At 37.9% G+C, this 23,210-nt stretch carries 19 protein-coding genes and 1 riboswitch; of the genes, 10 read left to right on the forward strand and 9 right to left on the reverse strand.

The genetic code is table 11. From position 1 onward, the window contains the following. Nucleotides 1-48: 48 nt before the first annotated feature. Together abc-f and BM000_RS16820 are read right to left on the reverse strand one after the other, a co-directional pair. A complete protein-coding gene (gene abc-f, locus BM000_RS13040) occupies nt 49-1,863 on the reverse strand; it encodes a ribosomal protection-like ABC-F family protein (RefSeq protein ID WP_091499251.1) in 1,815 nt (604 codons plus the stop codon). Between the two features lie 115 nt (nt 1,864-1,978). After that, nucleotides 1,979-2,125: an RAxF-45 family protein gene (locus tag BM000_RS16820; protein ID WP_177178304.1), complete on the reverse strand. Its 147-nt coding sequence runs from the start codon at nt 2,123-2,125 to the stop codon at nt 1,979-1,981. Nucleotides 2,126-2,295: 170 nt separating this feature from the next. Here BM000_RS16820 and BM000_RS13045 point away from each other — a divergent pair, with 170 nt between their 5' ends. After that, a complete protein-coding gene (locus BM000_RS13045) occupies nt 2,296-4,005 on the forward strand; it encodes an ABC transporter ATP-binding protein (protein WP_091499254.1) in 1,710 nt (569 codons plus the stop codon). 288 nt (nt 4,006-4,293) lie between these two features. Here the strand turns inward: BM000_RS13045 and BM000_RS13050 are convergent, their stop codons facing one another. Genes BM000_RS13050 through BM000_RS13060 form a run of 3 tightly spaced genes read right to left on the reverse strand, consistent with a single transcriptional unit; the run spans nt 4,294 to nt 8,091 of the window. Next, nucleotides 4,294-4,734 carry a flavodoxin domain-containing protein gene (locus BM000_RS13050; RefSeq protein WP_091499256.1) on the reverse strand — a complete coding sequence of 147 codons (441 nt, stop codon included), beginning with the start codon at nt 4,732-4,734 and terminating at the stop codon, nt 4,294-4,296. Nucleotides 4,735-4,749: 15 nt separating this feature from the next. Beyond that, on the reverse strand, nt 4,750-5,799 hold the full coding sequence (locus BM000_RS13055; protein ID WP_091499259.1) for a ribonucleotide-diphosphate reductase subunit beta: 1,050 nt from the start codon (nt 5,797-5,799) through the stop codon (nt 4,750-4,752). Between the two features lie 15 nt (nt 5,800-5,814). Continuing rightward, nucleotides 5,815-8,091 carry a ribonucleoside-diphosphate reductase subunit alpha gene (locus BM000_RS13060; protein ID WP_091499261.1) on the reverse strand — a complete coding sequence of 759 codons (2,277 nt, stop codon included), beginning with the start codon at nt 8,089-8,091 and terminating at the stop codon, nt 5,815-5,817. Between the two features lie 514 nt (nt 8,092-8,605). Next, nucleotides 8,606-8,690, forward strand: a riboswitch (cyclic di-GMP riboswitch). A 133-nt stretch (nt 8,691-8,823) separates the two neighbouring features. Here BM000_RS13060 and BM000_RS13065 point away from each other — a divergent pair. Next, the gene (locus BM000_RS13065) at nt 8,824-10,932 is read left to right on the forward strand and encodes a flagellar assembly protein A (RefSeq protein ID WP_091499264.1); all 2,109 of its coding nucleotides are present in this window, start codon (nt 8,824-8,826) and stop codon (nt 10,930-10,932) included. Nucleotides 10,933-11,366: 434 nt separating this feature from the next. Beyond that, nucleotides 11,367-13,205: a methyl-accepting chemotaxis protein gene (locus BM000_RS13070; RefSeq protein ID WP_091499266.1), complete on the forward strand. Its 1,839-nt coding sequence runs from the start codon at nt 11,367-11,369 to the stop codon at nt 13,203-13,205. Between the two features lie 77 nt (nt 13,206-13,282). Here the strand turns inward: BM000_RS13070 and BM000_RS13075 are convergent, their stop codons facing one another. Next, the gene (locus BM000_RS13075) at nt 13,283-13,564 is read right to left on the reverse strand and encodes a YuzB family protein (protein ID WP_245751672.1); all 282 of its coding nucleotides are present in this window, start codon (nt 13,562-13,564) and stop codon (nt 13,283-13,285) included. A 227-nt stretch (nt 13,565-13,791) separates the two neighbouring features. Here BM000_RS13075 and BM000_RS13080 point away from each other — a divergent pair, with 227 nt between their 5' ends. Continuing rightward, nucleotides 13,792-14,451 carry a helix-turn-helix transcriptional regulator gene (locus BM000_RS13080; RefSeq protein ID WP_091499272.1) on the forward strand — a complete coding sequence of 220 codons (660 nt, stop codon included), beginning with the start codon at nt 13,792-13,794 and terminating at the stop codon, nt 14,449-14,451. Nucleotides 14,452-14,579: 128 nt separating this feature from the next. Here the strand turns inward: BM000_RS13080 and BM000_RS13085 are convergent, their stop codons facing one another. Further along, entirely contained in the window at nt 14,580-15,038 is a 459-nt protein-coding gene (locus tag BM000_RS13085; RefSeq protein WP_091499274.1) for a helix-turn-helix transcriptional regulator, read from the reverse strand. Between the two features lie 174 nt (nt 15,039-15,212). On the opposite strand from BM000_RS13085, the gene BM000_RS13090 reads away from it, so the two are divergent. Together BM000_RS13090 and BM000_RS13095 are read left to right on the forward strand one after the other, a co-directional pair. Then, nucleotides 15,213-15,509 (forward strand): hypothetical protein, encoded by a 297-nt coding sequence (locus BM000_RS13090; RefSeq protein WP_091499277.1) that lies wholly within the window; start codon nt 15,213-15,215, stop codon nt 15,507-15,509. Between the two features lie 162 nt (nt 15,510-15,671). Then, nucleotides 15,672-16,490 (forward strand): RecX family transcriptional regulator, encoded by an 819-nt coding sequence (locus BM000_RS13095; protein ID WP_091499280.1) that lies wholly within the window; start codon nt 15,672-15,674, stop codon nt 16,488-16,490. Between the two features lie 53 nt (nt 16,491-16,543). Here BM000_RS13095 and BM000_RS13100 read toward each other — a convergent pair whose 3' ends face one another. Both BM000_RS13100 and BM000_RS13105 read right to left on the reverse strand, forming a co-directional pair. Next, nucleotides 16,544-17,338, reverse strand: coding sequence for an HAD family hydrolase (locus BM000_RS13100; RefSeq protein WP_177178305.1), 795 nt, complete (start codon nt 17,336-17,338; stop codon nt 16,544-16,546). A gap of 92 nt (nt 17,339-17,430) precedes the next feature. Beyond that, on the reverse strand, nt 17,431-18,411 hold the full coding sequence (locus BM000_RS13105; protein WP_091499285.1) for a metal-dependent hydrolase: 981 nt from the start codon (nt 18,409-18,411) through the stop codon (nt 17,431-17,433). 595 nt (nt 18,412-19,006) lie between these two features. Between BM000_RS13105 and mutY the strand changes: the two genes are divergently transcribed. The 4 genes from mutY (at nt 19,007) to BM000_RS13125 (ending at nt 22,869) form a co-directional block, all read left to right on the forward strand. Then, the gene (gene mutY, locus BM000_RS13110) at nt 19,007-20,089 is read left to right on the forward strand and encodes an A/G-specific adenine glycosylase (RefSeq protein WP_091499286.1); all 1,083 of its coding nucleotides are present in this window, start codon (nt 19,007-19,009) and stop codon (nt 20,087-20,089) included. A 71-nt stretch (nt 20,090-20,160) separates the two neighbouring features. Beyond that, the gene (locus BM000_RS13115) at nt 20,161-20,325 is read left to right on the forward strand and encodes a gamma-type small acid-soluble spore protein (protein WP_091499290.1); all 165 of its coding nucleotides are present in this window, start codon (nt 20,161-20,163) and stop codon (nt 20,323-20,325) included. A gap of 178 nt (nt 20,326-20,503) precedes the next feature. Further along, nucleotides 20,504-21,040, forward strand: a complete 537-nt coding sequence (ntdP, locus tag BM000_RS13120) for a nucleoside tri-diphosphate phosphatase (RefSeq protein WP_091499293.1) — start codon at nt 20,504-20,506, stop codon at nt 21,038-21,040. A gap of 80 nt (nt 21,041-21,120) precedes the next feature. Beyond that, nucleotides 21,121-22,869, forward strand: coding sequence for an ABC transporter ATP-binding protein (locus BM000_RS13125; RefSeq protein WP_091499295.1), 1,749 nt, complete (start codon nt 21,121-21,123; stop codon nt 22,867-22,869). The last annotated feature ends 341 nt before the right edge of the window (nt 22,870-23,210 follow it).

Consider the following 23,210-nt stretch of genomic DNA (forward strand, 5'->3'; position numbering starts at 1 on the left):
TTTGAAAACGACCAGTTTGTCATTGCTGACAGACTGGTCGTTAATTCATTAATCTGTTAAATCAACATATTTTTCCCAAGCTGTTTCTAGCTGTTGCTTTCTACTTAATAGTTGCTTGCGCTTGCTACTAGTAGTGTGCGCGAGCTTTTGCTCAATCGTGATTATTTCAGCTTCAAGCGTTTCTAGATGAACTGTGTTGTTATGTTGTTTAACCGGCTTCTCAGTTTGTAACTGCTGAAGCAGTTGGAATCGTTTTTCTTTCGCATTGTCATAATTGCCAAGATAGTGACGGAGCCGTTTGTGCTCAATCCAAGCAATTCGATTAAAAAGTTTATTAATAAAGTAGCGGTCATGCGATACGGCAATAATCGTGCCATTAAACTGCTCAAGTGTATCTTCAAGCACTTCAATTGAATCAATATCGAGATGGTTTGTCGGCTCGTCAAGAATTAACAAATTAATGTCTTGTTTCATCAATTGGGCTAAGCGCAGGCGCATCCGTTCCCCACCACTAAGCTGCTTAATCTGCTTAAAGACATCGTAGCCGTAAAATAAGAATTGAGCAAGAAAGTGTCGTGCTTCGCCTTCTGTAATGACAACTTCTTCACGTAACACATCGATGACCCGCTCATTAGCATAACTAGCAAATGGCTGTTGGTTTAAATAACCAATCTTCAGCTGGCTACCACGTTTTAATTGTCCTACTTGCAGGTCAATTTCGCCAAGTAGGAGTTTTAATAAGGTTGATTTTCCTGCTCCATTATCACCAATGATGGCAAGACGATCTTGATAGCGAACCGTCAAGCTTAGCTTATTGAATAAGATAGTTTTGTCGTAGCCATGGCAAATGTCTTCTAAAACAAATACATCCTTGCCACTCCGATCAGAGCTAGTTAAATCAAAATTAATACGCTTGGCCTCGATGACTGGTCGGGCTAGCTTCTCCATTCGGTCAAGAGCGCGCTCCATATTACGTGCCCGTTTGTGAAGCCCTTCATTTGGTGGGTTGGCTTGATTGGCCCATATTCTTAGCTGCTTAATCGTTTCCTTCATTTTTTTAATTTTTTTCTGCTGATCTTGATAGGCTTTAAACGCATTTATTAACCGAATTTCCTTTTCGTTAACATACTGACTATAGTTCATCGAATAAGAGGTGAGTGAGCCATCTTCTAAGTCAACAATTCGATTAACGAGTTGATCAAGGAAGTAACGATCATGAGAGACAATAACAACCGCACCTTGATAGTCTTTTAAATAATGACCGAGCCATTCAATTGCCGCCATATCTAAATGATTAGTTGGTTCGTCAAGCACAAATAAGTCTGGCTGTTTTAGTAGGCAAAAAGCAAGGCCAAGCTTGGTTTTTTCACCCCCGCTTAGATAATGAAAGGGGTGTTCAAGTAGATGAGCAATGTTTAGGCCATTAGCGACTTGAGCAATTTGTGCATCCATTAGGTAGCCTCCATCTCGGGAGAATTGCTCCTGGAGCTGTCCATAGTGACTAAGGATTTGCTCGTAATTTGCTAATGTAGGATCGCTTAGTTGCTGCTCAATTTTTATTAATTGCTGGTTCATTTCAAGTAAATCGGCAAAAGCACTTAGTAAAAACTGGTAGCAAGTTTTATCATCTGCTACTTGCGGTATTTGTGCCAAATAACCCAGTTTCAGCTGTTTTTTTCGATATACAGCACCTTGGTCGGGGTGAAGCTCACCAGTAATTAATTTAAGTAAGGTTGATTTACCGCTGCCATTTCGACCAACCAAGCCAATACGTTCATGGTCACGAATCTCAATACTAATGTTTTCAAAAATTGTGTTGCCGCCCAGTGCAATACTTATTTGGTTAACACTGCACATTATCATTTTGTTCTCCTCCGATGGATTACCGAACCCACATGAGTTTAATGACATAGAAAAAGCCGTCAGAGCACATAGTCTCTCACGGCAAAATAAATAATTACATTTATCCTCATGTGAATTAGCGATGTCCTAATTGTTGACTTGCTATGTGGTTATTAAAAAAGGGCATACGTATCCCGTTGGAAACCACAATGGCAAATTTTGACCGAGCAATTGATAAGCTATCTAGCAGATCGACACTAAGTCCAACAATTATATTCAACATCCTAATCCACCCCCTTATGTGCTAATAACAATATCTTATAAGATTCAGCTTAGCTTTGCAAGGGGCAGTTAATAAAGAAGAGCAATTATCTTGTAATTGATAATGATTATCGCTATAATTAGAAGTAATTTTTTGCGTTATAGAGATAAATATAAATTGGGGGTTTTACAATGCTTGCACGTTTTTTTTCATACTATAAGCCATACAAAGGGTTGTTTTTTCTTGATTTTTCTGCTGCTATTTTAGTCGGCTTACTCGAGCTTTCCTTCCCATTGGCGGTAAATTATGTCATTGATCAATTGCTACCGGCGGGGAATTGGCGCATTATCTTTTTTGCTTCCATGGGGCTCTTACTTATTTATGCTGTGAACACAGGACTTCATTTTATTGTTACTTACTGGGGACACATGCTGGGGATTAATATTGAAACCGATATGCGGCGAAAGCTGTTTAAACATATGCAAAAATTATCGTTTGGTTATTATGACAATAGTAAAACAGGTCATTCGATCTCACGATTAACGAAAGACTTGGAGGAGATTGGAGAAGTTGCGCACCATGGTCCTGAGGATGTCTTTGTTGCAGTTATGACATTAATCGGATCGCTGGTAATTATGATGACAATTGATTGGCAGCTCGCACTAATCATTTTTACTGTTGTCCCGTTAATTGTCGTGTTTGCCATTCATTTTAATAAAAAAATGGTTCAGACATTTCGGCGTATGTTTCATGATGTTGCTGATATCAATGCACGCGTTGAGGATAGTATTGGCGGTATCCGTGTCGTTAAAGCATTTGCGAATGAGGACTTTGAACAACAGCAATTTGCTAAGAATAATGGACAGTATCGCGATACAAAGCTGTCTTCTTACAAAATTATGGCCCAAAATGTTACTGCCAATTACATGCTGATGCGACTAATAACATTATCTGCATTAATGTTCGGTTCCTATTTTGTAATTGGAGCAGAGTTGTCACACGGTCAGTTTATTGCTTTTATTCTACTGACGAATATCTTAATTGGTCCAATCCAAAAGATTAATGCCGTCATTGAAAGCTATCCAAAGGGATTTGCTGGCTTTAAAAGATATACAGAAGTTCTTGATACTATTCCCGATATTCAAGATGCGACAGATGCTGTCGAGCTTAATGTCGTTGGCGAAATCAACTATGATAATGTCACCTTTGGCTATGAGGGGTTAGAAAGTGTGTTAAAGGGTGTTGATTTAACCATCTCTCCAGGAGAGACAATCGCTTTTGTTGGGCCATCCGGAGCGGGCAAGACAACAATGTGTAGCTTGTTGCCGCGCTTCTATGAGGTAACAGGGGGGGCAATTACGATTGATGGCGTGGATATTCGGAATATTAAGCAAAGCTCTTTAAGAGGCCAGATTGGAATTGTCCAGCAGGATGTCTTTCTCTTTTCGGGCACGATTAAGGAGAATATTGCCTATGGTAAGCTAAATGCAACCGATGAGGAAATTATGGCGGCCGCACAAAAAGCGCGACTAGATGATTTTATTGCTGAACAACCTGATGGATTAGAGACGGTAATTGGCGAACGTGGAGTGAAACTATCGGGCGGACAGAAGCAACGACTTTCAATAGCACGGATGTTCTTGAAAAACCCACCAATTTTAATTTTAGATGAAGCAACATCAGCACTTGATACTGAAACAGAGATAGCCATTCAGAAGTCGTTAGAGGAGCTGTCTGTTGGTCGGACTACTCTAGTCATTGCTCACCGCTTGGCAACAATTAAACATGCTGATCGAATTGTAGTCGTGACAAAGAATGGCATTGAGGAGCAGGGAGCTCATGATGAGCTCATTCAAGCTGGCGGGGCATACAGTCGACTTCACCAGGCACAATTTGGCTAATATAATTTAAAGGCAACTCTTACATTTAAGGGTTGCTTTTTTTTATCTAGGTTTAGGGGATAGTTGAGCGATCGTTATTTTGTGTTAGTCGATGTGGGTGCCGTTAGCGAAAAGTGGAGAAAGACTTTGCACGTTAACGAAAAAGAAGGATGCATTAATGAAAAGCAAAAAGAATGCTGTAGTTTAAAAAAGGTGTCAGCTTTGTTAAACGAATGCAAATGCTAGACATGAAAAAAAGGCCCAAATCAGATAAATAATCCGATTCAAGCCCTAATTAACAGACAGTGATTACGCAGCAAGCTGTTTTTTCAACAAGCGATTGCAAAATGTCGAAAGCTTGTCCAAGTCTCCTGATTGGGGGACAAGCTCAACCTTTAATGTTACTGCCAATTGGGTATGAACGTAGAGCATATCTCTAAATAAATCAACCGCTCCGCAGAAATAGGGGTAGAAGCTATCACCAGTTCCAAAGATTCCAGTTGAAACATGAGCGAGATCACGCTCCTCAATTTCACAAAATAGCTGATCCATCTCGGGTGGAAGGTCACCATTATCCCATGTGTAGGTGCCGATTGCAATCGCATCATAATTAGTGAGTTGACTATAATGAACCTGATCGACAGTTAATAGATCAACAGCTATATGTTGGTCTATTAATTGTTGATAGAGCGATTCTGCTAACAGTCCAGTATTTCCTGTAATAGAGCTATAGATAATGGCTACTTTCATTCTCAATCGTCCTTTCTAAAGCTCATCAAAGCCATTTGATGAGGAAACCTTGGTGTAGGTTCGTGATTTCTGCTCAAAAAAATCAGATTTTGTCTCATTCATCATTTCATCACTAAAGACATGAATCCATGCCATTGGGTTATCACGTTCAGGGTAGTGATTCTCAAGTCCAATCTGTCGTAATCGTTTATTAGCTAGATATTCTACGTAATGGTGAAATTCGTTTAAATCAATACCTTCAATATCTTGAAGAATGTAATCTGCCCATTCCTTCTCTAATTCAACAGCGCGAGCAATTGTTTGGTAGGCAAACTGAATATTTTCATCAGTATTCAAATCGGGATTCTCAGTTAGTAAGATTCTAATAAACTGTGAGATGAAATAGGCGTGCTGCATTTCATCGCGCTGAATATAGCTAATCATTGTACTCGTCTTAAGCATTTTTTGCTGCTGAGCGAGGTGATAGAAGAAAGCAAAGCCCGCATAGAAGTAAATACCTTCTAAATTAATCGAGTTAATAGCAAGTTCAAAGAGTTTCTGTGGTGTCGGCTCCTTGTGAAAAGCATCATAGCTATCCAAAATTAACTGATTACGTTTTTGAACAATTGGATCTGCCTTTGCTTCATTGAACCGTTTGTTTTGCTCAGCTAAAGGAACAATTGAGCTCAAAATGTAAGAATAGGACTCGTTATGGACTGCTTCCTGCTGAGCGATCACCGCAAAGATAGCTTTGAAGCTCGAATCTGTTACATAATCCATCACCTGAGTCATGGTTGGTGTCTGTAAACTATCTAATGAAGCCAGTTGTGTATTAATTCTCAGAAAGACATCACGCTCTGTATCCGTTAAATGGTCCCATTGCTTAATATCATCTTGCATATTAATTTCTTGAGCCTTCCAAAAATTTGATAAGAGCGTTTGGTATAAATCGTACATTTGTGGATAGGCAATATCATTCCAGTTTAGCAATCCAGATGACTGTCCGTTTACAAGACCAGTTGATTTGTTTGGATAAGTCGGATTTAATAATTTAATTTTAGTTAAAGGTGTATCGACAAAGCTCATTCTCAAAAATCCTCCTTAGCTATGGCATGCTTCACATTCATCTATTTCTGTTTGGGATGTGCTTCGTACATAATAGGTTGTTTTTAACCCATTTTCCCATGCGGCAAAATGTAAATTTAATAACTCTCTTGCCTTAATATCATGGCGGACGTAAAGGTTAAAGCTAATTCCTTGATCGACATGACGTTGGCGACGCGCATTTTGCTTAATACTCCAGACTTGGTCGAGCTCGTGGCGGGCACGGCGATAGTAGGCATAAGTCCGATGATTAATATCAGGTGCGGTTACTTTAAATTTAAAGTTTTTCTTTTCCTCAGCATACTCAGCTGCGTAAATCGGATCAATTCCATCAGTAGAACCGCCAATTTTGGCAGTTGAAGAGTTTGGTGCAACAGCCATTAACCAGCCATTTCGCAACCCATTCTTAGCGACAGCATCTCGCAATTCACCCCAACGTTCGCTAGTGTATTGACGACGTTCAAAGTACTTCCCTGTTTGCCATTCTGAGCCTTCAAATGCTTGAAAAGCACCTTTTTCCTTAGCAAGCTCCATTGATGCTTTAATTGTATAATAAGCAATATCTTCATAAACTCGATCAGCGAATTCGACTGCTTCATCCGTCTCCCAGTAGATTTTCTCTAAGGCAAGCAGATGGTGCCAACCAAATGTGCCTAGTCCAACCGCACGATATTTCTTATTCGTCGCTTGAGCTTGCCCAACACTAATGGTGTTTAAGTCAATGACATTATCAAGCATTCTTACTTGAATGCGAACTAATCGTTCAAGAACTTGTGCAGGGACAGCAGTTGCTAGATTAATTGATGATAAGTTACAAACAACAAAATCACCCGGTTTTCGCACAATGACGATGTTGCCATCAGTATCAACATATTCATTAACAATCTCAGTTGGTGACATGTTTTGAGCGATTTCAGTACAGAGATTACTAGAATAGATTGAAGTTCGCCCAATTCCTTTAATATGCTTGTTTGGGTTTTGACGATTAACTTCATCACGATAAAACATATACGGAGTGCCCGTTTCAAGTTGTGCTACCATGATACGTGCCATAATATCCATTGCCCGATATGTTTTGCGTGGCAGTAACGGATGATTGACTGCTTCTTGATATTTTTCAGTAAAGTATTTCTTATCAATCTCATCATAGAAATCTTCCAGACCTAGCGAGCGGCCATTAGCATCTGTCCAGCCCATGACTTGTTTAACTTGATGAGGACAGAAGGTGTGCCATTCGCCAATACTTTTGCCATCTTGATCAGTAATCTGTAACTGCTCCATAAATAAATCAGGAATGGTTACTCCAGTAAAGATATCATGTGCTTTTCGACGTTCGTCACCGTTATTGGTTTTTAAATCTAAGAAGCCGTTCATAATGTCTTTGTGGAAGATGTCTAAATAAATAGCGACTGCGCCTTGACGTTGACCGAGTTGATCAACACTTACCGCTGTATCATTAATGAGTCTAATCCAAGGTACAACGCCTGATGAGTTTCCTTTAAATTTCTTAATGTCTGAGCCCAGCGCCCGAACCTTACCATAATAAACGCCAATCCCACCACCGTCTTTGCTTAAGCGAGCAATATCCCAGTTGTTTAAGTAAATGCCATCTAATGAATCATCAACCGTATCGATAAAGCAGGAAGATAATTGCCCATAACTTTTTCCAGCATTAGATAGTGTTGGTGTTGCTACGGTCATATATAAATTTGATAAAGCCCAGTATGCTTCTTTAACAAGGTCAAGACGATTCTCCGTTTTTTCATTTTTCAATATTGTCATCGCAATAATCATAAATCTTTCTTGTGGAAGCTCATATAATTTGCGATCGTGATCACGCGCTAAATAACGGTCAGCTAATAGAAATAAACCGATGTAATTAAAGAAGGCATCTCGCTCCGGTTTAATTTCTTGTTCTAATAATAAAATATCCTGCTCAGAATAGGCTTCTAGCAAATGTGTTGAATAAATGCCTTCATTAGTAAGTTTCTGAATAAGCGTTAGGAGATTGCCGTACTTTAAGTGATGATCGTAGCCACGATTATCTGCAGCTTCGCGATAGAGTTGTTCTAAATAAAAATGCGCAGCAATGAAAGTCCAATTTGGCTGGTCCATTGCAATTTGATTCAATGAGTAAAATAAAGCAGTCTGATTTGAATCCTGATTAGCCTGACTTGTTTCGTTGACTTTCTCTTTAAGCTTAGTTAAATCAACTGCATGTTTATTAGCAAGCTGGTCCAATTGCTGTTCAATACTTTCAATAATAACTGACATATAAGTGCCTCCTTAAGAATATAAAAACCGCCGTTGCCCAGCGATTGTCTTTAAGTTATGTAAAAAACAAAATATACTATATATGGTGTCTGATCATTTCTTAATCACCATATATAGTATATTATCTTATTCCTATTCATTTGTCTATTAAAAAAACTTAAAAGTATAAAAAGGGCTATTTCTATTAAAACAGTGTTTGTAAAAAAACGATATAGGCAATTGTGACTAAAACAAACGATTTAAATTCCGACTATTTTTAATACCCTATTTTCAGTTTCATAAACCGATTAAATAATTTCAGTTAAGTTAAGTTTACATGAATATAAATGACAACTAGTTGCTTAATTTAAAAAAGCTATATAACATATAGATGAAGGTAGGTACAATGGGGAAACGGGATTATTTGTAATCTATCCACAAAATAGAACAATTTTCCCTAATAAAAAACAGTAATGATATTGCAATATTAGTACTAAATAACTATACTTATAATAGTATAAATATAATACATGCATGACGATAATGGCAAACTTATTGAAAAGTAAGGACGCAAAGCTACGGGTCTAAGGCAGAATTGCTACGATAGCCGGGTTACCGAAAAGATGTGTGGTCGAAATCCACTAAACCCACCTCATCTTGAGTTTGGGTTTTTTATTACATTATGGAGATGAGATTAAAAACATTTGTCGTCATACATCAATTAGATTTCACTAAAGAATGGAGTGAGGACAAATGACATCCTTTATTTCTAAAGGGTCCACTGTGAAAGCAGCAATTGAATTGGGGTTACAAGCACTCGATTTAGAGTTAGAGCAAGTTGAGATTGAAGTTATTCAAACAGAAAGAAGAGGTTTATTTGGTATTAAAGGTAAAGAAGCGGTTGTTAAACTTACACGAGAACAGGTGGTTGAACCAGACGTACCCAACCCTACTATTATTGGGATCGATCCAATTACGAACAAGAGAATTGATCACATGGCATTGGAGGATTTCTTAGAGCATATTGATCAAGATCTAACTGAAAGTCCATCTGAAGAAGTTGACCACTCAAGAATAACTAAAGAGATGGACAATCAAGACCACCAATCGTTGTTGACCGGTAAGGCTTGGGTAAAGGACGGTGTTATCTTTGTAAAAGACAGTCCGAATCACCAGCCTTCAGTAAAATTAGGCAGTGGAATAAAGCTAAGAAAAAATGCTGAATACGTCACCCAATCTTTTCAGTTTATCTCTGAAAAGGATGAACTTGCAATTGAAGTCATAAATGAAAGTCATCCCACAGATTGGCAGATTAAATGTTCAAAGGACAATATGGAAGCTACTCTTCACATTAGTCCAGGCTATTTCTTAGCAAGAAAGGTAAAAGATACAGCGCCAACCCAGCAAATTATTTTAGAGGCAACAGAAGAACGCAAGCTTAATCAAACATTAACCTATGATGAAATTAACCGATCATTAAGTAAGCTTGGCATTACAACTGGAATTGATGAGGCTGAAATAAGCAAGGCTCTGGAGACGCAAACAGAGAATACATTTGTGATCGCGCGGGGGATTAGTCCAGGAGATGGTATAGATGGATCGGTCGAGGTATTAGTAGAGACAAAAGTGAAGGATTCTCTAAAAGAAAGTCAGAATAATTCAAACATTGATTACCGGGAAAGAAAGCGAATCCCAACCGTAGAGAAGGGTGAAATTATTGCAATGCTCCACCGCCCAATTCCAGGAAAGGTAGGCATAACTATTTTTGGGCAACCTGTTGAACCAAGGAAGGTTAGGGATATTCAGTTAAGTACGCAAAAAGGAACAATTTTGTTAGATGATCGTATTATCGCCAGTGAAAATGGCCGGCCTTATATTGAAAAGAGAGGGCACTATGTAAAAACAAAAGTACTACCGCAAATGGTTCATCAAGGTAATGTTGATCTGGATTCTGGTAACATCCAATTCCAAGGAGATGTTCATGTAGTTGGCGAGGTTGCTGAGGGTATGACCATTCAATCTGGGGGCGAAGTTCTTATCAATCAATCTGTCAATGGGGCTACCATCCGTGCTTTGAAATCTGTCCATATAAAAGGGAGTGTAAATGGCTCAAGAATTTATGCTGGTGGCGAGATTAATGCTGAAATACAGCGGCAATTAAGTATACTCCATCAAACCTTACTGCAAATGAACACGATGCTAGCTCAAATTATGAGCTCGAATATCTACCAAACGAGTTCACATAGTGAAACTGGCGTCGGTCCACTTATTACATTAATAAAAGAGAAGCGTTTTAAAGACCTTACTAAGGAAGTCCGACATTTTATTCAATTAGTGGATCAACAGAAACGATTTTTAGTAGATGAGGAATGGCAGCTTGTTTGTCAACAGTTAAATTATACGTTTTTAAAATTGCCGCCCAAGCATATGACCATAAAACATTTTGACAAGCTTATTAATCAAGTAGGCGTTTTAAATGATATTAGCCAAATGAATAGTGACCAAGAAATTGAAATTGAAGTAGCGAATTCGTTAAATAGTCAACTCATTAGTTCTGGAGATGTTTTAATTACAGAACGTTCGTGTATTAACACAACCATTCAAGCAGAAGGATTAGTGAGAATTACTGGTATAATGCGAGGCGGGAAAGTATTTGCAGGTAAAGGCGCAGATATAAACGAGGTAGGTGGAAAGTTGGGAGCAAGAACATTCATTACTGTTCCAGCTGATCAAAAGGTTCGCATTGGAAAAGCAATGGAAGGAACAACGATTAAATTAGGACATAAACAGTATACCTTTGAAAAAGATATAAGTGGTATTTATGCACGCTTAAATAAAAATGATGAAATTATCCTTCAGTAGTCTGTCGCGAGGCTATTAAAGTAAGAGTTGCGGGTTAGTCATGCAAGTTAACAGATGGGGCTTTTTATACAATATGTCTTTCTGTAACCATTTTTAAAGTCGATTACTAGTAATCAGGGTGTGATAGCAGTCTAATCAAAATGGTTAGACTGTTTTTTATAGAAATAGTAAAGCGCTGCTCGAATTTAAAGAAAGTTAGTAAGGGAAGTTAATAATAATTATATCGAATGTCTAAAGTTCCAATAGAATTAAGACTTTTTAACTAATTAATGAAAGGAAGAAAGCCTTTACTTTCTATATATAGGGATTATATGAAAAATAAGCTTGAATTAGCAGGTAATAATGTATAGTATAAAAGTATAGTTTGTTTAGTGATTAAACAATTTCAGCTCCGAAAAATGAAAGCGTTTAATAAAATAAGGGGAGTGGGTCGCATGATTAAACCATTCAAAAGATTACAGCTAAAAGAAAGAAGGAAAGACAGCTCAGATAAAAGGGTTAAAAGAAGGTGGAGCGTTACATTTAAGGGAAAGAATAGACAAGTTCAAGAGGTGCACTTAGGGACAAAAACCAGAAAATTAGGTGTACATAATTTAAAAATAGGGCACAAATATGGTTTAGTACTTATTATTGTTTTTACATTACTTATAACATCGTCTATTTTGGTGGCGCTAGCAATTTCAACTTCAAAAGCTGATATGGAACTCATGGAAAGTCAGGCTGATCGTGCAATCTTAACAACGGAATTAAGTGCACATATTGAATCAAAGTCACTTAGTGCCATGACATTTGCCCAGTTTGGTGCAGAAAGTCATCGAAATGATTATGAAGATAAAAGAGAACGAGTAAATGCATTATTAGAGCAATTAAGTAACCAAGTAGAAGGGGAACAACAAGAGAATTTATTTAACGAAGTTCTAACTAGAAATGAAGAGCTAGATCAAATGTTTATTGAAGATATTGTAGAAAATTACGACCAAGGTGAAGCTATTCTTGGCTTGTACAGTAATCGCTATAGTGGTGTAACGCGAAATGCGTCATCTTACTTAGATTATTTAAGAGGTTTAATATTAGAAGAACAGGAAGTAGCGGTAGCTAACGCTCATCAGAGCCAAAGCTTCGCCCAAATGATTCTGTTGGTTTCCATGCTTGCTTCCCTGGTAGTTAGTATTGTTCTTATGCTGATCATAAGTCGACATGTCTCTAAAAGATTATCGGGGATAGTGACTGTGACTGATCAAATAGCCGATGGAAATCTAACCGTTGCGACTGATCAATTTCAAGGAAAAGATGAGATTGGACAACTAGCAAATTCGATGGATCGTATGAAGCGTCAACTCATTAAAATGCTTAATCAAATTAAACAAACATCCACTGAGGTGAGAGATCGCAGCCTCTACTTAGATCAATCTTCTCAGGATGTTAAGACCGGTACTGAACAGATTGCTGCTACTATGGAAGAACTTGCTTCAGGAACAGAGACACAAGCGAATTATGCTAGCGATTTAGCTGAAACGATGAGAACCTTTTCCGATAAGTTCAGCAGTATGAGTAAGAGCAGTGACACAATTAATACCTCTTCTTCACGTGTATTAGAGGAAACAAAAACAGGCTTTGCTTACATGGAAAAGTCAAAGATTCAAATGAGCAGTATTGATGAAATCGTCAAAGGATCGGTTGCAAAGGTAGAAGGACTTGATGTTCAATCACGTAAGATTTCAAAGCTTGTTTCAGTTATTAAGGATATTGCCGACCAAACGAACTTATTAGCACTAAATGCCGCAATTGAAGCAGCTAGAGCTGGAGAGCATGGCCGGGGGTTTGCTGTCGTGGCAGATGAAGTGAGAAAGTTAGCCGAACAGGTTGGGACATCGGTTACGGATATTACCCAGATTGTTGTCGCTATTCAAGATGAATCAAAGCTGGTCGTTAATGAGCTCCAAGCAGGCTATCAGGAAGTTACACAAGGAACGAAAGACATTGAACAAACAGCAGAGCGTTTTGATGCGATTAGAATAGCAATTGATCAAATGACGACACATGTTACAAATGTTATGAACGATATTGTTGATTTAGCAGAGGACAGTAAACAGGTAAATTTAGCTGTTGAGGAAATTGCCTCAATATCTCAGGAATCAGCAGCGGGTGTTGAGCAGACATCTGCCTCAGCTGAAGAAGTTTCAACTACGATGGAAGAAATGACGAGAGAGGCCAACACGTTAAGTGAATCTTCTGCACAATTAAATGAGCTAGTTAAGAAATTTCAATTGTAAGTCTAAGCAAATGCCAGATCCCGATTAGACTTAAACAAGGGTGATCCATTCGCAATGTATGGATCACCCACTTATTTTTACTGATAGATTGAAAGCTCTTCTTCAATTGCGGTTCTTATATTAGCAAGACATTCGTCAATGTCAGTCCCTTTGATTCGACGCCCATTAACTAGTGCGTATGGTTTTAGTCGACAGAGACCACAAAAGGATAGGCAATCACTCACTAGAACGGATACTTCGGGATACTCCGATTCAAATAAATGCTCAGCTTCAATAGTTTGTAACAAATTACTCTCACAAATTTCGACAATAACTATCCCATTATATCCACGCCCTTCCTTATATGCTATACTAAACACGTAATTATATACTAATATTGGGGTGCTGTCATTTATTATGCTTGATCCCATGTGCACTGCGAAAGAAGTGTAAGCGCTTGATACTCTGTATGGAAAAGAACGAGATTAGATTACTTTTTTTTACTGTCATTGCATACTTTGCAGATAATAAATTATAAAAAAATAAAGTTTGTTATTTACTTCACAAACTTTATTCGGTAATATAGTCATAAGGGCAGGTGTTGGAAATGGTAAAGGATAAGTCAACGAGGCAAGCAATACTTGAATTATTAAAAAAGAGCAAGGAATTATCTGTGAGTGGTTTAAAGGAGCATTTAGATATTACTGAGATGGCTGTGCGTAAACATCTTGTTAAACTAGAGGGAGAAGGATTTATTCAATCTCGCACAGTTCGCCAACCAATGGGCAGACCCGTCATATTCTATAGCTTAACAGCAGAAGGGAATGGGCTATTTCCTAATAATTATGATAAAGTAGTTGTGGAGTTATTAAGTGATATTCAAGAGACGATGGGTAATGAAGCAATTGACAAATTATTTGAAAATCGCGAGCAACGCATGCGTAAGACATATAAGCGTCATATTTTCCAAGATGATCGTTTACATGAACGGGTAAAACAACTTGTTCGTGTCCAGCAAGAGAACGGCTACATGGCAGAATTTAGCCAGGTCGAGGGAAATGAAGAGCTAGACAAACAATATATGACATTTGAGCAATATAACTGTCCAATTGCAGCCATTGCAGATCGCTACGATAAGCCTTGTCATTGTGAGTTGAATTTGTTTAAAGAAGTTCTAGGAACAGATCAAGTCGAGCGAGTCAGTTGTATTGCAAAAGGGGAAAAAAGCTGTAAATATGTTGTGAAAGAAACGTTAGGGAAGACATAATAGATATGAAAAGCCTGCTCCAATATAGCGCCATGAAATTGCCCTTAGAACTAACTTAGCAATTGGCGGTAAGAGCGGCTTTTTTTATTAGAATGAGAAAACGTAGATTTGGAAATGATTACGAAGAGCTAGAGCTTAGCTGTCTCAGTCAATAAAGTATGTAATACTTTTATCACAGCTCTTTGCTGCTTAATCGGTAATTGGATGATTTGATCGAGCTGCTCCTTTAATGTAGGATTCTTAATTAGGTAATCAATAATTTGAATAACCGACTGATCTAGTTCAAAATCATTATGCTTATCTGCCTGATATAGTTGCTTTACTTCGCTTAATACTTCATCTGAATACGTATCTAGACCAATTAAATGATCAATGGATTGATTAAACAATTTACTTAATTTAATTAAAGCTGTAATGTCTGGTAAGACATCACCACTTTCCCATTTTGCAACAACAGAACGGGAGACTTTTAAGTTGTCAGCTAAGCTTTGTTGCGTCAAGCTGGCTTGTTTACGGTAGTATTTAATATTTATTGGTAAATGCTGAATCATTAATTTATCACTCACTATCGAAAGGATCTTTGTCATGAATTACCCCATTAAAAAATTGATAAAGCTTCTTTATAATTGGCCAATTCATACTATATTCATGTCGTAATCCTAACATGTTTATGTTAATTAAATGACAATATCCTTGTTCTTATTGTGTTCGTATAGTAAAATGTTCTTATTAAGAACATTTTTAACTATGAGGTGGTTTGAATGAAAGGGTGTCTTCTTGTTAACAAATCAGAGATGAAAAAAAGGGAAATTGGTTTAGCTGACTTTGAACAGGAAATCGGTTTTGAGCAGGTTAAGCAGGTCATTAATTATCATGATTGGCTCTGTATCTTTGTTGAAGTAGAATCAAAAATTCCTCTGTGGCAAATTGTTTTAAATCTTGAATGGAAGGAAACAACCACTGCATATGGCTTTGGCAATACGGAAAATGAGGCAAGGCAAAATGCAATTGAAGTATTAGCAAAACGAATTCAAGACAAGGTTTACCTTGAGTGTTAGTTAGCTGAACGTTATTCTGATACATAGCATGTCGACTTTAGTAATGAATATTTAGTGCTTTTCACCAGTTGTAAATTGAGAAAAGCGTTTTGGTATGCTCAAGGGTGTGTTTCTTTCTTAGCTACCTTATTTCACATGCTATAATAACTGAGGAGGTGGAGAATGATGAAAATAGCAAAAATAGTTGCGTCAAAGAAAAGAAAAGCTCGCTATCATGTCTATTTAGAAGAAGATGGGTCTGAAACCTATGGGTTTACTGTAGAGGAAGATACTTTAATCAATGAGGGGCTAAAGCAAGGACAGCAGCTCGATCGTACTAGGATAAATAAATTGTTAGAATCAGACACTCTCCAAAGAAGCTACGCCCAGTCAATACGATATCTAACGTATCGCATGCGATCTATTCAAGAGGTAAGGGATTACTTGCGATCTAAAGATACGATTGAAGGTCAGATTGAGCAAATTATTAACCGACTATTAAAAGAGAAATTACTAGATGATTTAGCTTTTGCTAAAGCCTATGTCTCCTCTAAATCAACTACAACACTCAGAGGGCCGCTTAAGCTTCAACATGAGCTTAAGAATAAGGGCGTTAGCGAGGGCAACATTAGACAAGCGTTAGAACAGTATCACTTTAACAATCAGGTTAAAGATGTAGAGAAATGGTTAAATAGTCAATTAAATCGCCGTCAACGCATTTCTTTTCACCAAAGAAAAAATAAGTTAAAGCAAGCGCTGATGCAGAAGGGTTTTAACAGTGCTGTCATCAATCAGGCATTAGCAATGGCACTTGCAGAGAATGAACCCCATGATGAATGGGAATCACTTTGCTTTCAAGGGGAAAAGATTGTAGACCGGCTTAAGAAAAAGGTAACTGGCTATGAATTAAAGCATAAAGTTAAAGGAACGCTTTATCAAAAAGGTTACCCCCTAGATCTAATAGAACGCTTTATCGACCAGCAAGCAACCTTTTTTGATTAATTAGTAGGGCCCAATATTCCATAAAACTATCCAACTCGTTATGATCGCAATCTTTACGAAGCGTTTACCATGTCCTTAACATACTCAACTGCTTCATAAACATGATCGACGACATGTGCTCCAGCTTGTTTAACTACTTCATCAGCGGTAGACATTACAAAACTATGTGGTGTCATTTTGAGCATCTCAATATCGTTATATGAATCGCCAATAACAGCAAGTTCATTTGCCTTAATATTTAAGCTTTGCAATAAGTGGTTTAAGCCAGCAGCCTTATTTATTCCAACTGGTACAATATCTAAGCACTTTGTAGCAGACAAGAAGCAATCAATCTGACCATTAAATGCTCTATCTATCTCTGTTTTTAGTTCGAGCAAATCTGTTTGTTCTGCTAAGATCATGAATTTGGAAGCAAGAGTTGAATTAGTTAGGTCATTTGCGATAGTTGGTGAATGCTTTAAAGGGAATTTGAAAATGCCTTGTATGTTTTCAATAAAAGCCGTCTTTTCTTCATAATGGATATGGTCACGGGTGGAGATGAAAAAATGATGACCCTTTTTTTTAATGACATCATAAAGGTGTGGGCTGACTTTCTGATCCAAATGACTTTCTGTGATGACCTCGCCCTGTTTATTAACGACAAAGGCACCATTCTGACTGACGCGATGACCATTAACACCTAACTCTTTAAACAGCTGAGTCATTTCCTGATCTGACCGTCCGGAAGCAAAGGTAAGATCAACACCAAGAGCGCTGATTGATGTTAAAGCAATGTGATCCTTATTTGTTACATATGTATGTTGTTGTAAAAGTGTCCCATCTAAATCTGTTGCAAATAATTTAATCAAGTGAATCCCTCCAAGCTTATCTTTTTACTAAGTATACACGGAACGAATGATAATTTGAAAGAAAAAGCACACCACAAATTGAAGTGGTGTGCTTAAAAGTCTTCAATTAACAGCTTATCTTGGAGTTTTTGTTCAGAGAAAACCCAGCCTGTATAGGAACTAATTATCCTTAAGTCGTTTGTTACTTTTACAACTGCAACAAATGGATAGTGATCCTTAGAGCGGTAACGTAAGTCGATAAAGCGAACCTCAGTATAGTGCTCGTGCTCAACCTGCTCCCAACGATAAACAGAGGAAAACGAACGGAAAGCCGCGATATTATAATCTGTTTTAACCGTTGCCATTAGTCTTGTATTGGGCACAGGGCGACGCTTAAACTGATCAACAATTTGGATATGTCCATCGACTGATCGGGCCACATAAAAGCTATCCCTTGTTGTAATAGCCAGTCGCCAAATGTTCTGTTTTATAGTCGGCGAGGTATAAATGCCTTCGACGTCGCCGAAATAAAGCAATAGTTTTCGTTCAAGCACTTTCTTTTGCATATAGCGTTTCAAATAATATAAGATAAGTAACAGATAGATAACCGCAAAGGTAAGCGTTGGATTGGTACCAAAGAACCAAATAACAAAGCCGACCATATGCAAGCTAAAGATTACAGGATCGAATGTGTTAATAAAGCCAAGTGCAATCCAATTATTTGAAAAGGGTCGCAGGGCTTGCGTACCATAAGCGTTAAAAATATCAACAAAAACGTGTAAGATGACAGCTAAAGCACACCAGGGCCAGATGGTCATAAAAGAAACATCAGGAACAATTAGCGAAAGTATACTTGCAATTAATAATCCCCAAAATAAAATAAACGGTATTGAATGAGTGATACCACGATGATGTCTAAGGTAAACGGCATTGCTTTTAAATTTAAGTACGGTATCGAAATCGGGTGCATGTGAGCAAACCACGGTACCAATCATGACCGTACTGAAAATGACAGGGTCTTGTTGTATGACTGGATTAATTGTAGCTATTCCGCCTAAAGCGATTCCCATAGCAATGTGTGTGCCAGTGTCCATTTAATACACCCCTCTCGGAAAAGATTCGCTAATTTATAATCAAGTATACTAAATTTTAAAAACAATCTATACTTAATAGTAGCCATTTTTACAGTAACTTAAACTTTTGAAAATTTTGGACAAGCAATAATTAATTAATGACTCAACTTTTCGCACATTAAAAATAGTCATTAAGTCATGGTCATAATTGGGAGAATCGGTGTGCAATGCCGATGGTGACTTTCTTAATCAGTATGGCGCGTGATATCGTTCCGATAAGCAATGGACTTGCTTATCGCGGGCTGACTTAGGGCCAACAGGATGTAGGTCAGTTAGACGTTGTCCCAGGACGGGACGTGGATAGTCTAACATCCCCACTTTGTGAAGAAATGCGCGACAAAAGTGGATCTTCAGTTTATCCTCTTCTCGCAAGAGTCTCACTTATTGTTTAGCTCCCTTATAGGTTAAAAACGATAGAAAGTAAAGTTACTGTTTACCTCAATGCGTAGATTTAATCCTTTGTCTACCCTTCAGCCACCTTAGCTGAACCTTACTATGTTGATGCGAAAGTTGAATTAAGAATAAATGTGAAAAATTATAAAAGGCAGGCTTATTTATGAAGAACTTATCAACAAAAGAATATCTAGATACATTTAACAAGGGCGCCTTTCAAGTATCGTTAATAAATTGGTTCAAATCATCACAACGTACCTTACCGTGGCGGGCTGATAAAGATCCATATAAGATTTGGGTATCTGAAATTATGCTCCAGCAAACACAAGTTGATACGGTCATTCCGTATTTTAATAATTTTATTGAGCAATTCCCCACTCCAATTGCTTTGGCTGAAGCAGAGGAACAAGATGTCCTTAAAGCTTGGGAAGGGTTAGGGTATTACTCAAGAGCCAGGAACTTACAAGCGGCAGTTCGTGAAGTAAAGGAAAGCTATCATGGTAAAGTGCCCGAAGACAAAGATCAGCTCTCTGCCCTTAAAGGTATAGGACCCTATACTCTTGGTGCCATTATGAGTATTGCGTTTGAACAAGCCGAACCAGCTGTAGATGGTAATGTTATGCGGGTGTTAGCACGAATTCTTAATATTAATGAAGACATTGCTAAACCTCGAACACGTAAGCTGTTTGAATTAATTGTTAGAGAAATTATCGCAAGCCATGATCCATCTAGCTTTAATCAGGGTCTAATGGAATTAGGCGCACTAGTTTGTCGACCGAAAAATCCAAAGTGTGACCACTGTCCTGTGCAAGAATATTGTCAGGCCAATACATTAGCAATACAAGGTATGCTACCAGTAAAAACAAAAGCAAAAAAACAGAAGAAGTTAAGCTATTATACTTTTGTTATTGAAAACAACAAAGGGGAGCTTCTAGTTGAAAAACGTCCCGATAATGGCTTATTAGCGAGTTTATGGCAGTTTCCAATGATTGAAACTAAGGGAGTTGACATGAACATGATACCAGCATTTATTGAAGCAACTTTTCATACTAATGTATTAACCATTAAGCAATTAGCGCCTGTAAGACATGTTTTTTCACATTTGATTTGGCAAATGGATGTATATGCTATTAAGGTTGATCAACTCCCACAGATAGCTGCCAATCAACTCATGTTAATAAGCAATCAGCTAAGCGATTATCCTTTCCCAGTACCTCATCAACGCATTATTAATATGTTGGTGTAAAATAAATTTGCAATGATTTCGTATAGCTTCACTAAGATTGGATACATTAATCTTTGTGGAGGTGATATAAAATGGCGAAAAATCAAAATCCATCAAAGACAAATGCTGAGGAAGTTAAGCGTCAAAATCAACAATCTCAACAAGGTCAAGGACAATACGGGACAGAATTTGCTTCTGAGACAGATGTTCAGCAAGTAAAACAACAAAACAAGAAATCTCAACAAAATAAGAAGTAATTGCTACAGAAGAGCGCTCACTAGTGAACGCTCTTTTAGTTTGTCGTAAATGTACACGTAGGGAAAATTATACAATATAGAAAATTGTCTATGGATAAGCAACAGTTGTGTTTTATTTTCTTTTCTAATCAATTAAAGTTATAATATGATTAGCGATATGTTCAGAAAGGAAGATAAGATGGCTGTCCCCAAGCAAGGTAGACCTATTCAAATTCAAAGTTATAAACACAATGGACAGCTCCATCGTACTTGGCAAGAAACAACGATTTTAAAGGCAACGAGTACGCGAGTGATTGGAGCAAACGATCGAACGCGTGTGACAGAGAATGATGGGAGATCATGGATTACACGAGAACCGGCGATCTGTTTCTTCTATACGAAGCATTGGTTTAATGTCATTAGTATGATTAGATCAGATGGCATCCACTACTACTGTAATATAAGCTCTCCATTTGTGTTTGAAACAGGTGCTGTAAAATACATTGATTATGATTTAGATGTAAAGGTGTTTCCTGATATGACTTACACATTACTTGACGAAGATGAGTACAAGCTCCATCAAGCGGAAATGAATTATCCTAGTGTGCTTGATCGGATACTATGGGACAATGTTCAGCAGCTAATATTCTTAATTAGACAACGAAGAGGACCCTTTTCTCATGAATTGATTGAACAGCTCTATGAGTTGTTTCTTACTTATCGTTTATATGACTAGTCGAGCGAGCCTTATCACCTTGAGGATAAGGCTCTATTTCCGTGCGTCAAAATATCATTTACAAGAAGGGAGTTTTAGTAATGAGCAGTATAAGGAGATATTTGTCCTTTGTTAAGCCATACAAATGGAAGATTGTTTTAACCATTTTAATTGGTATTATAAAATTTGGGATACCGCTATTAATCCCGTTATTTGTCCGCTATATTATCGACAATATTATTGATACTAACTTGTTAACAGAGTATGAACAAACTCGACAATTAGTTATTGTATTAGCATTAGCTTTTTTTATTTTTGCAGTTTTACGGCCACCAATTGAGTATTTCAGGCAATATTTGGCGCAATGGGTTGGTAATAAGGTCTTGTTTGATATTAGAGAGCAACTATTTACCCATATTCAAATGCTTAGCTTAGGCTACTATGCACGCTCTAAAACAGGTGAAATAATTTCACGAGTGATTCATGATGTTGAACAAACGAAGAATTTTATTATGACCGGATTAATGAATATTTGGCTTGATATGTCAACGATTCTAATTGCAGTTGCCATAATGCTGACCATGGATATAAGGTTAACTCTAATTGCGGTTGCGTTGTTCCCGGTTTATGCCGTTTCGGTAAAATTATTTTACGGTCGTTTGAGGAACTTGACCCGAAAACGGTCGCAAGCATTAGCCGAAGTTCAAGGACATTTACATGAGCGTGTCCAGGGGATTCCTGTTACAAGAAGCTTTGCGCTTGAGGAGTATGAACAAGCGCAATTTGAAGAGCGCAATAAACACTTCTTAGATCGTGCTCTTGATCATACAGAGTGGAACGCCCGTACATTTGCCGTAATGAATACAGTAACAGATTTAGGACCACTTTTGGTAATTGGTTTTGCAGCTTATTTTGTAATCACAAGTAATCTGTCAATTGGAACCATGGTTGCTTTTGTGAGTTACATGGACCGTGTTTATTCGCCTTTAAGGCGCCTTATTTCTTCATCAACTACTTTAGTTCAATCAATCGCTTCGATGGATCGTGTCTATGAGTTTATTGATGAGAAGTATGACATCCAAGATAAGCAAGGGGCAAAATGGCTTGACCATATCCAGGGAAAAGTAGAGTTCGATGCTGTGAGCTTTCATTATAGCGATGACCAGACCACCATCTTAAAAGATATTCAATTAAATATTACTCCCGGGGAAACAGTTGCATTTGTTGGTACAAGTGGCGGGGGTAAATCAACACTAATAAGTTTAATTCCACGTTTCTATGATGTGACGGCTGGTGCTGTTAAAATAGACGATATTGACATTCGCGATGTTCAAGCACGATCAATTCGCGATAAAATAGGAATGGTGTTACAAGATAACTTGCTTTTTAGTGAGACAATAGAGATGAATATTAGAATGGGGAATCCTAATGCTACAGAGCAGCAAGTTATTCAAGCGGCGAAAGCAGCTAACGCCCACCATTTTATTACCGATCTATCAAATGGTTATCAGACGCTAGTTGGGGAGCGGGGGGTTAAGCTGTCAGGTGGTCAGAAGCAGCGGATAGCAATTGCCCGCGTCTTTTTAAAAAACCCACCTATTCTTATCTTAGATGAAGCAACTTCAGCATTAGACCTTGAAAGTGAGCATTTAATTCAAGAAGCATTAGAGAAGTTAGCGGCAAATCGTACGACATTCATCGTTGCACATCGTCTCTCAACCATTACCCATGCTGATCGCATCGTGGTCATTGATCACGGGGGAATTCTTGAGCAAGGTACGCATGAACAGCTAATTGCCCAGCAGGGTCACTACTACAATTTATACCATGTACAAAACCTTTCCGTTTAGTGGAAGTGTAAAAAAGAATTGAACATAACTGAATATAGAGACTAAGTATCCGAACATTCTGACTAAGCGCTATCTGCTTTTAACACATAATGTTCGGATTTTTCTGGTTGTATATTAAATAGCGTTGGTAAGTTAATTTACCAATATTAGGCGAATAAAGCCGACTCCTGCGGGAATAGCACGTGTCCGAAGCCCCCTTTGAGGATGGTAGACGAAGAACGCGACATCGTGTCGCAATGTCTAACGGACTCACATCCTGTGAGTCTGAAGATGTCACGTTCATGCCCTTGGGTGAAAGCGGCTCTCCTTTGCAGGAGCCATACAAACATTTGCTTAACCAA

The sequence above is a fragment of the Amphibacillus marinus genome (assembly GCF_900110345.1).
GTDB lineage: Bacteria > Bacillota > Bacilli > Bacillales > Amphibacillaceae > Amphibacillus_D > Amphibacillus_D marinus.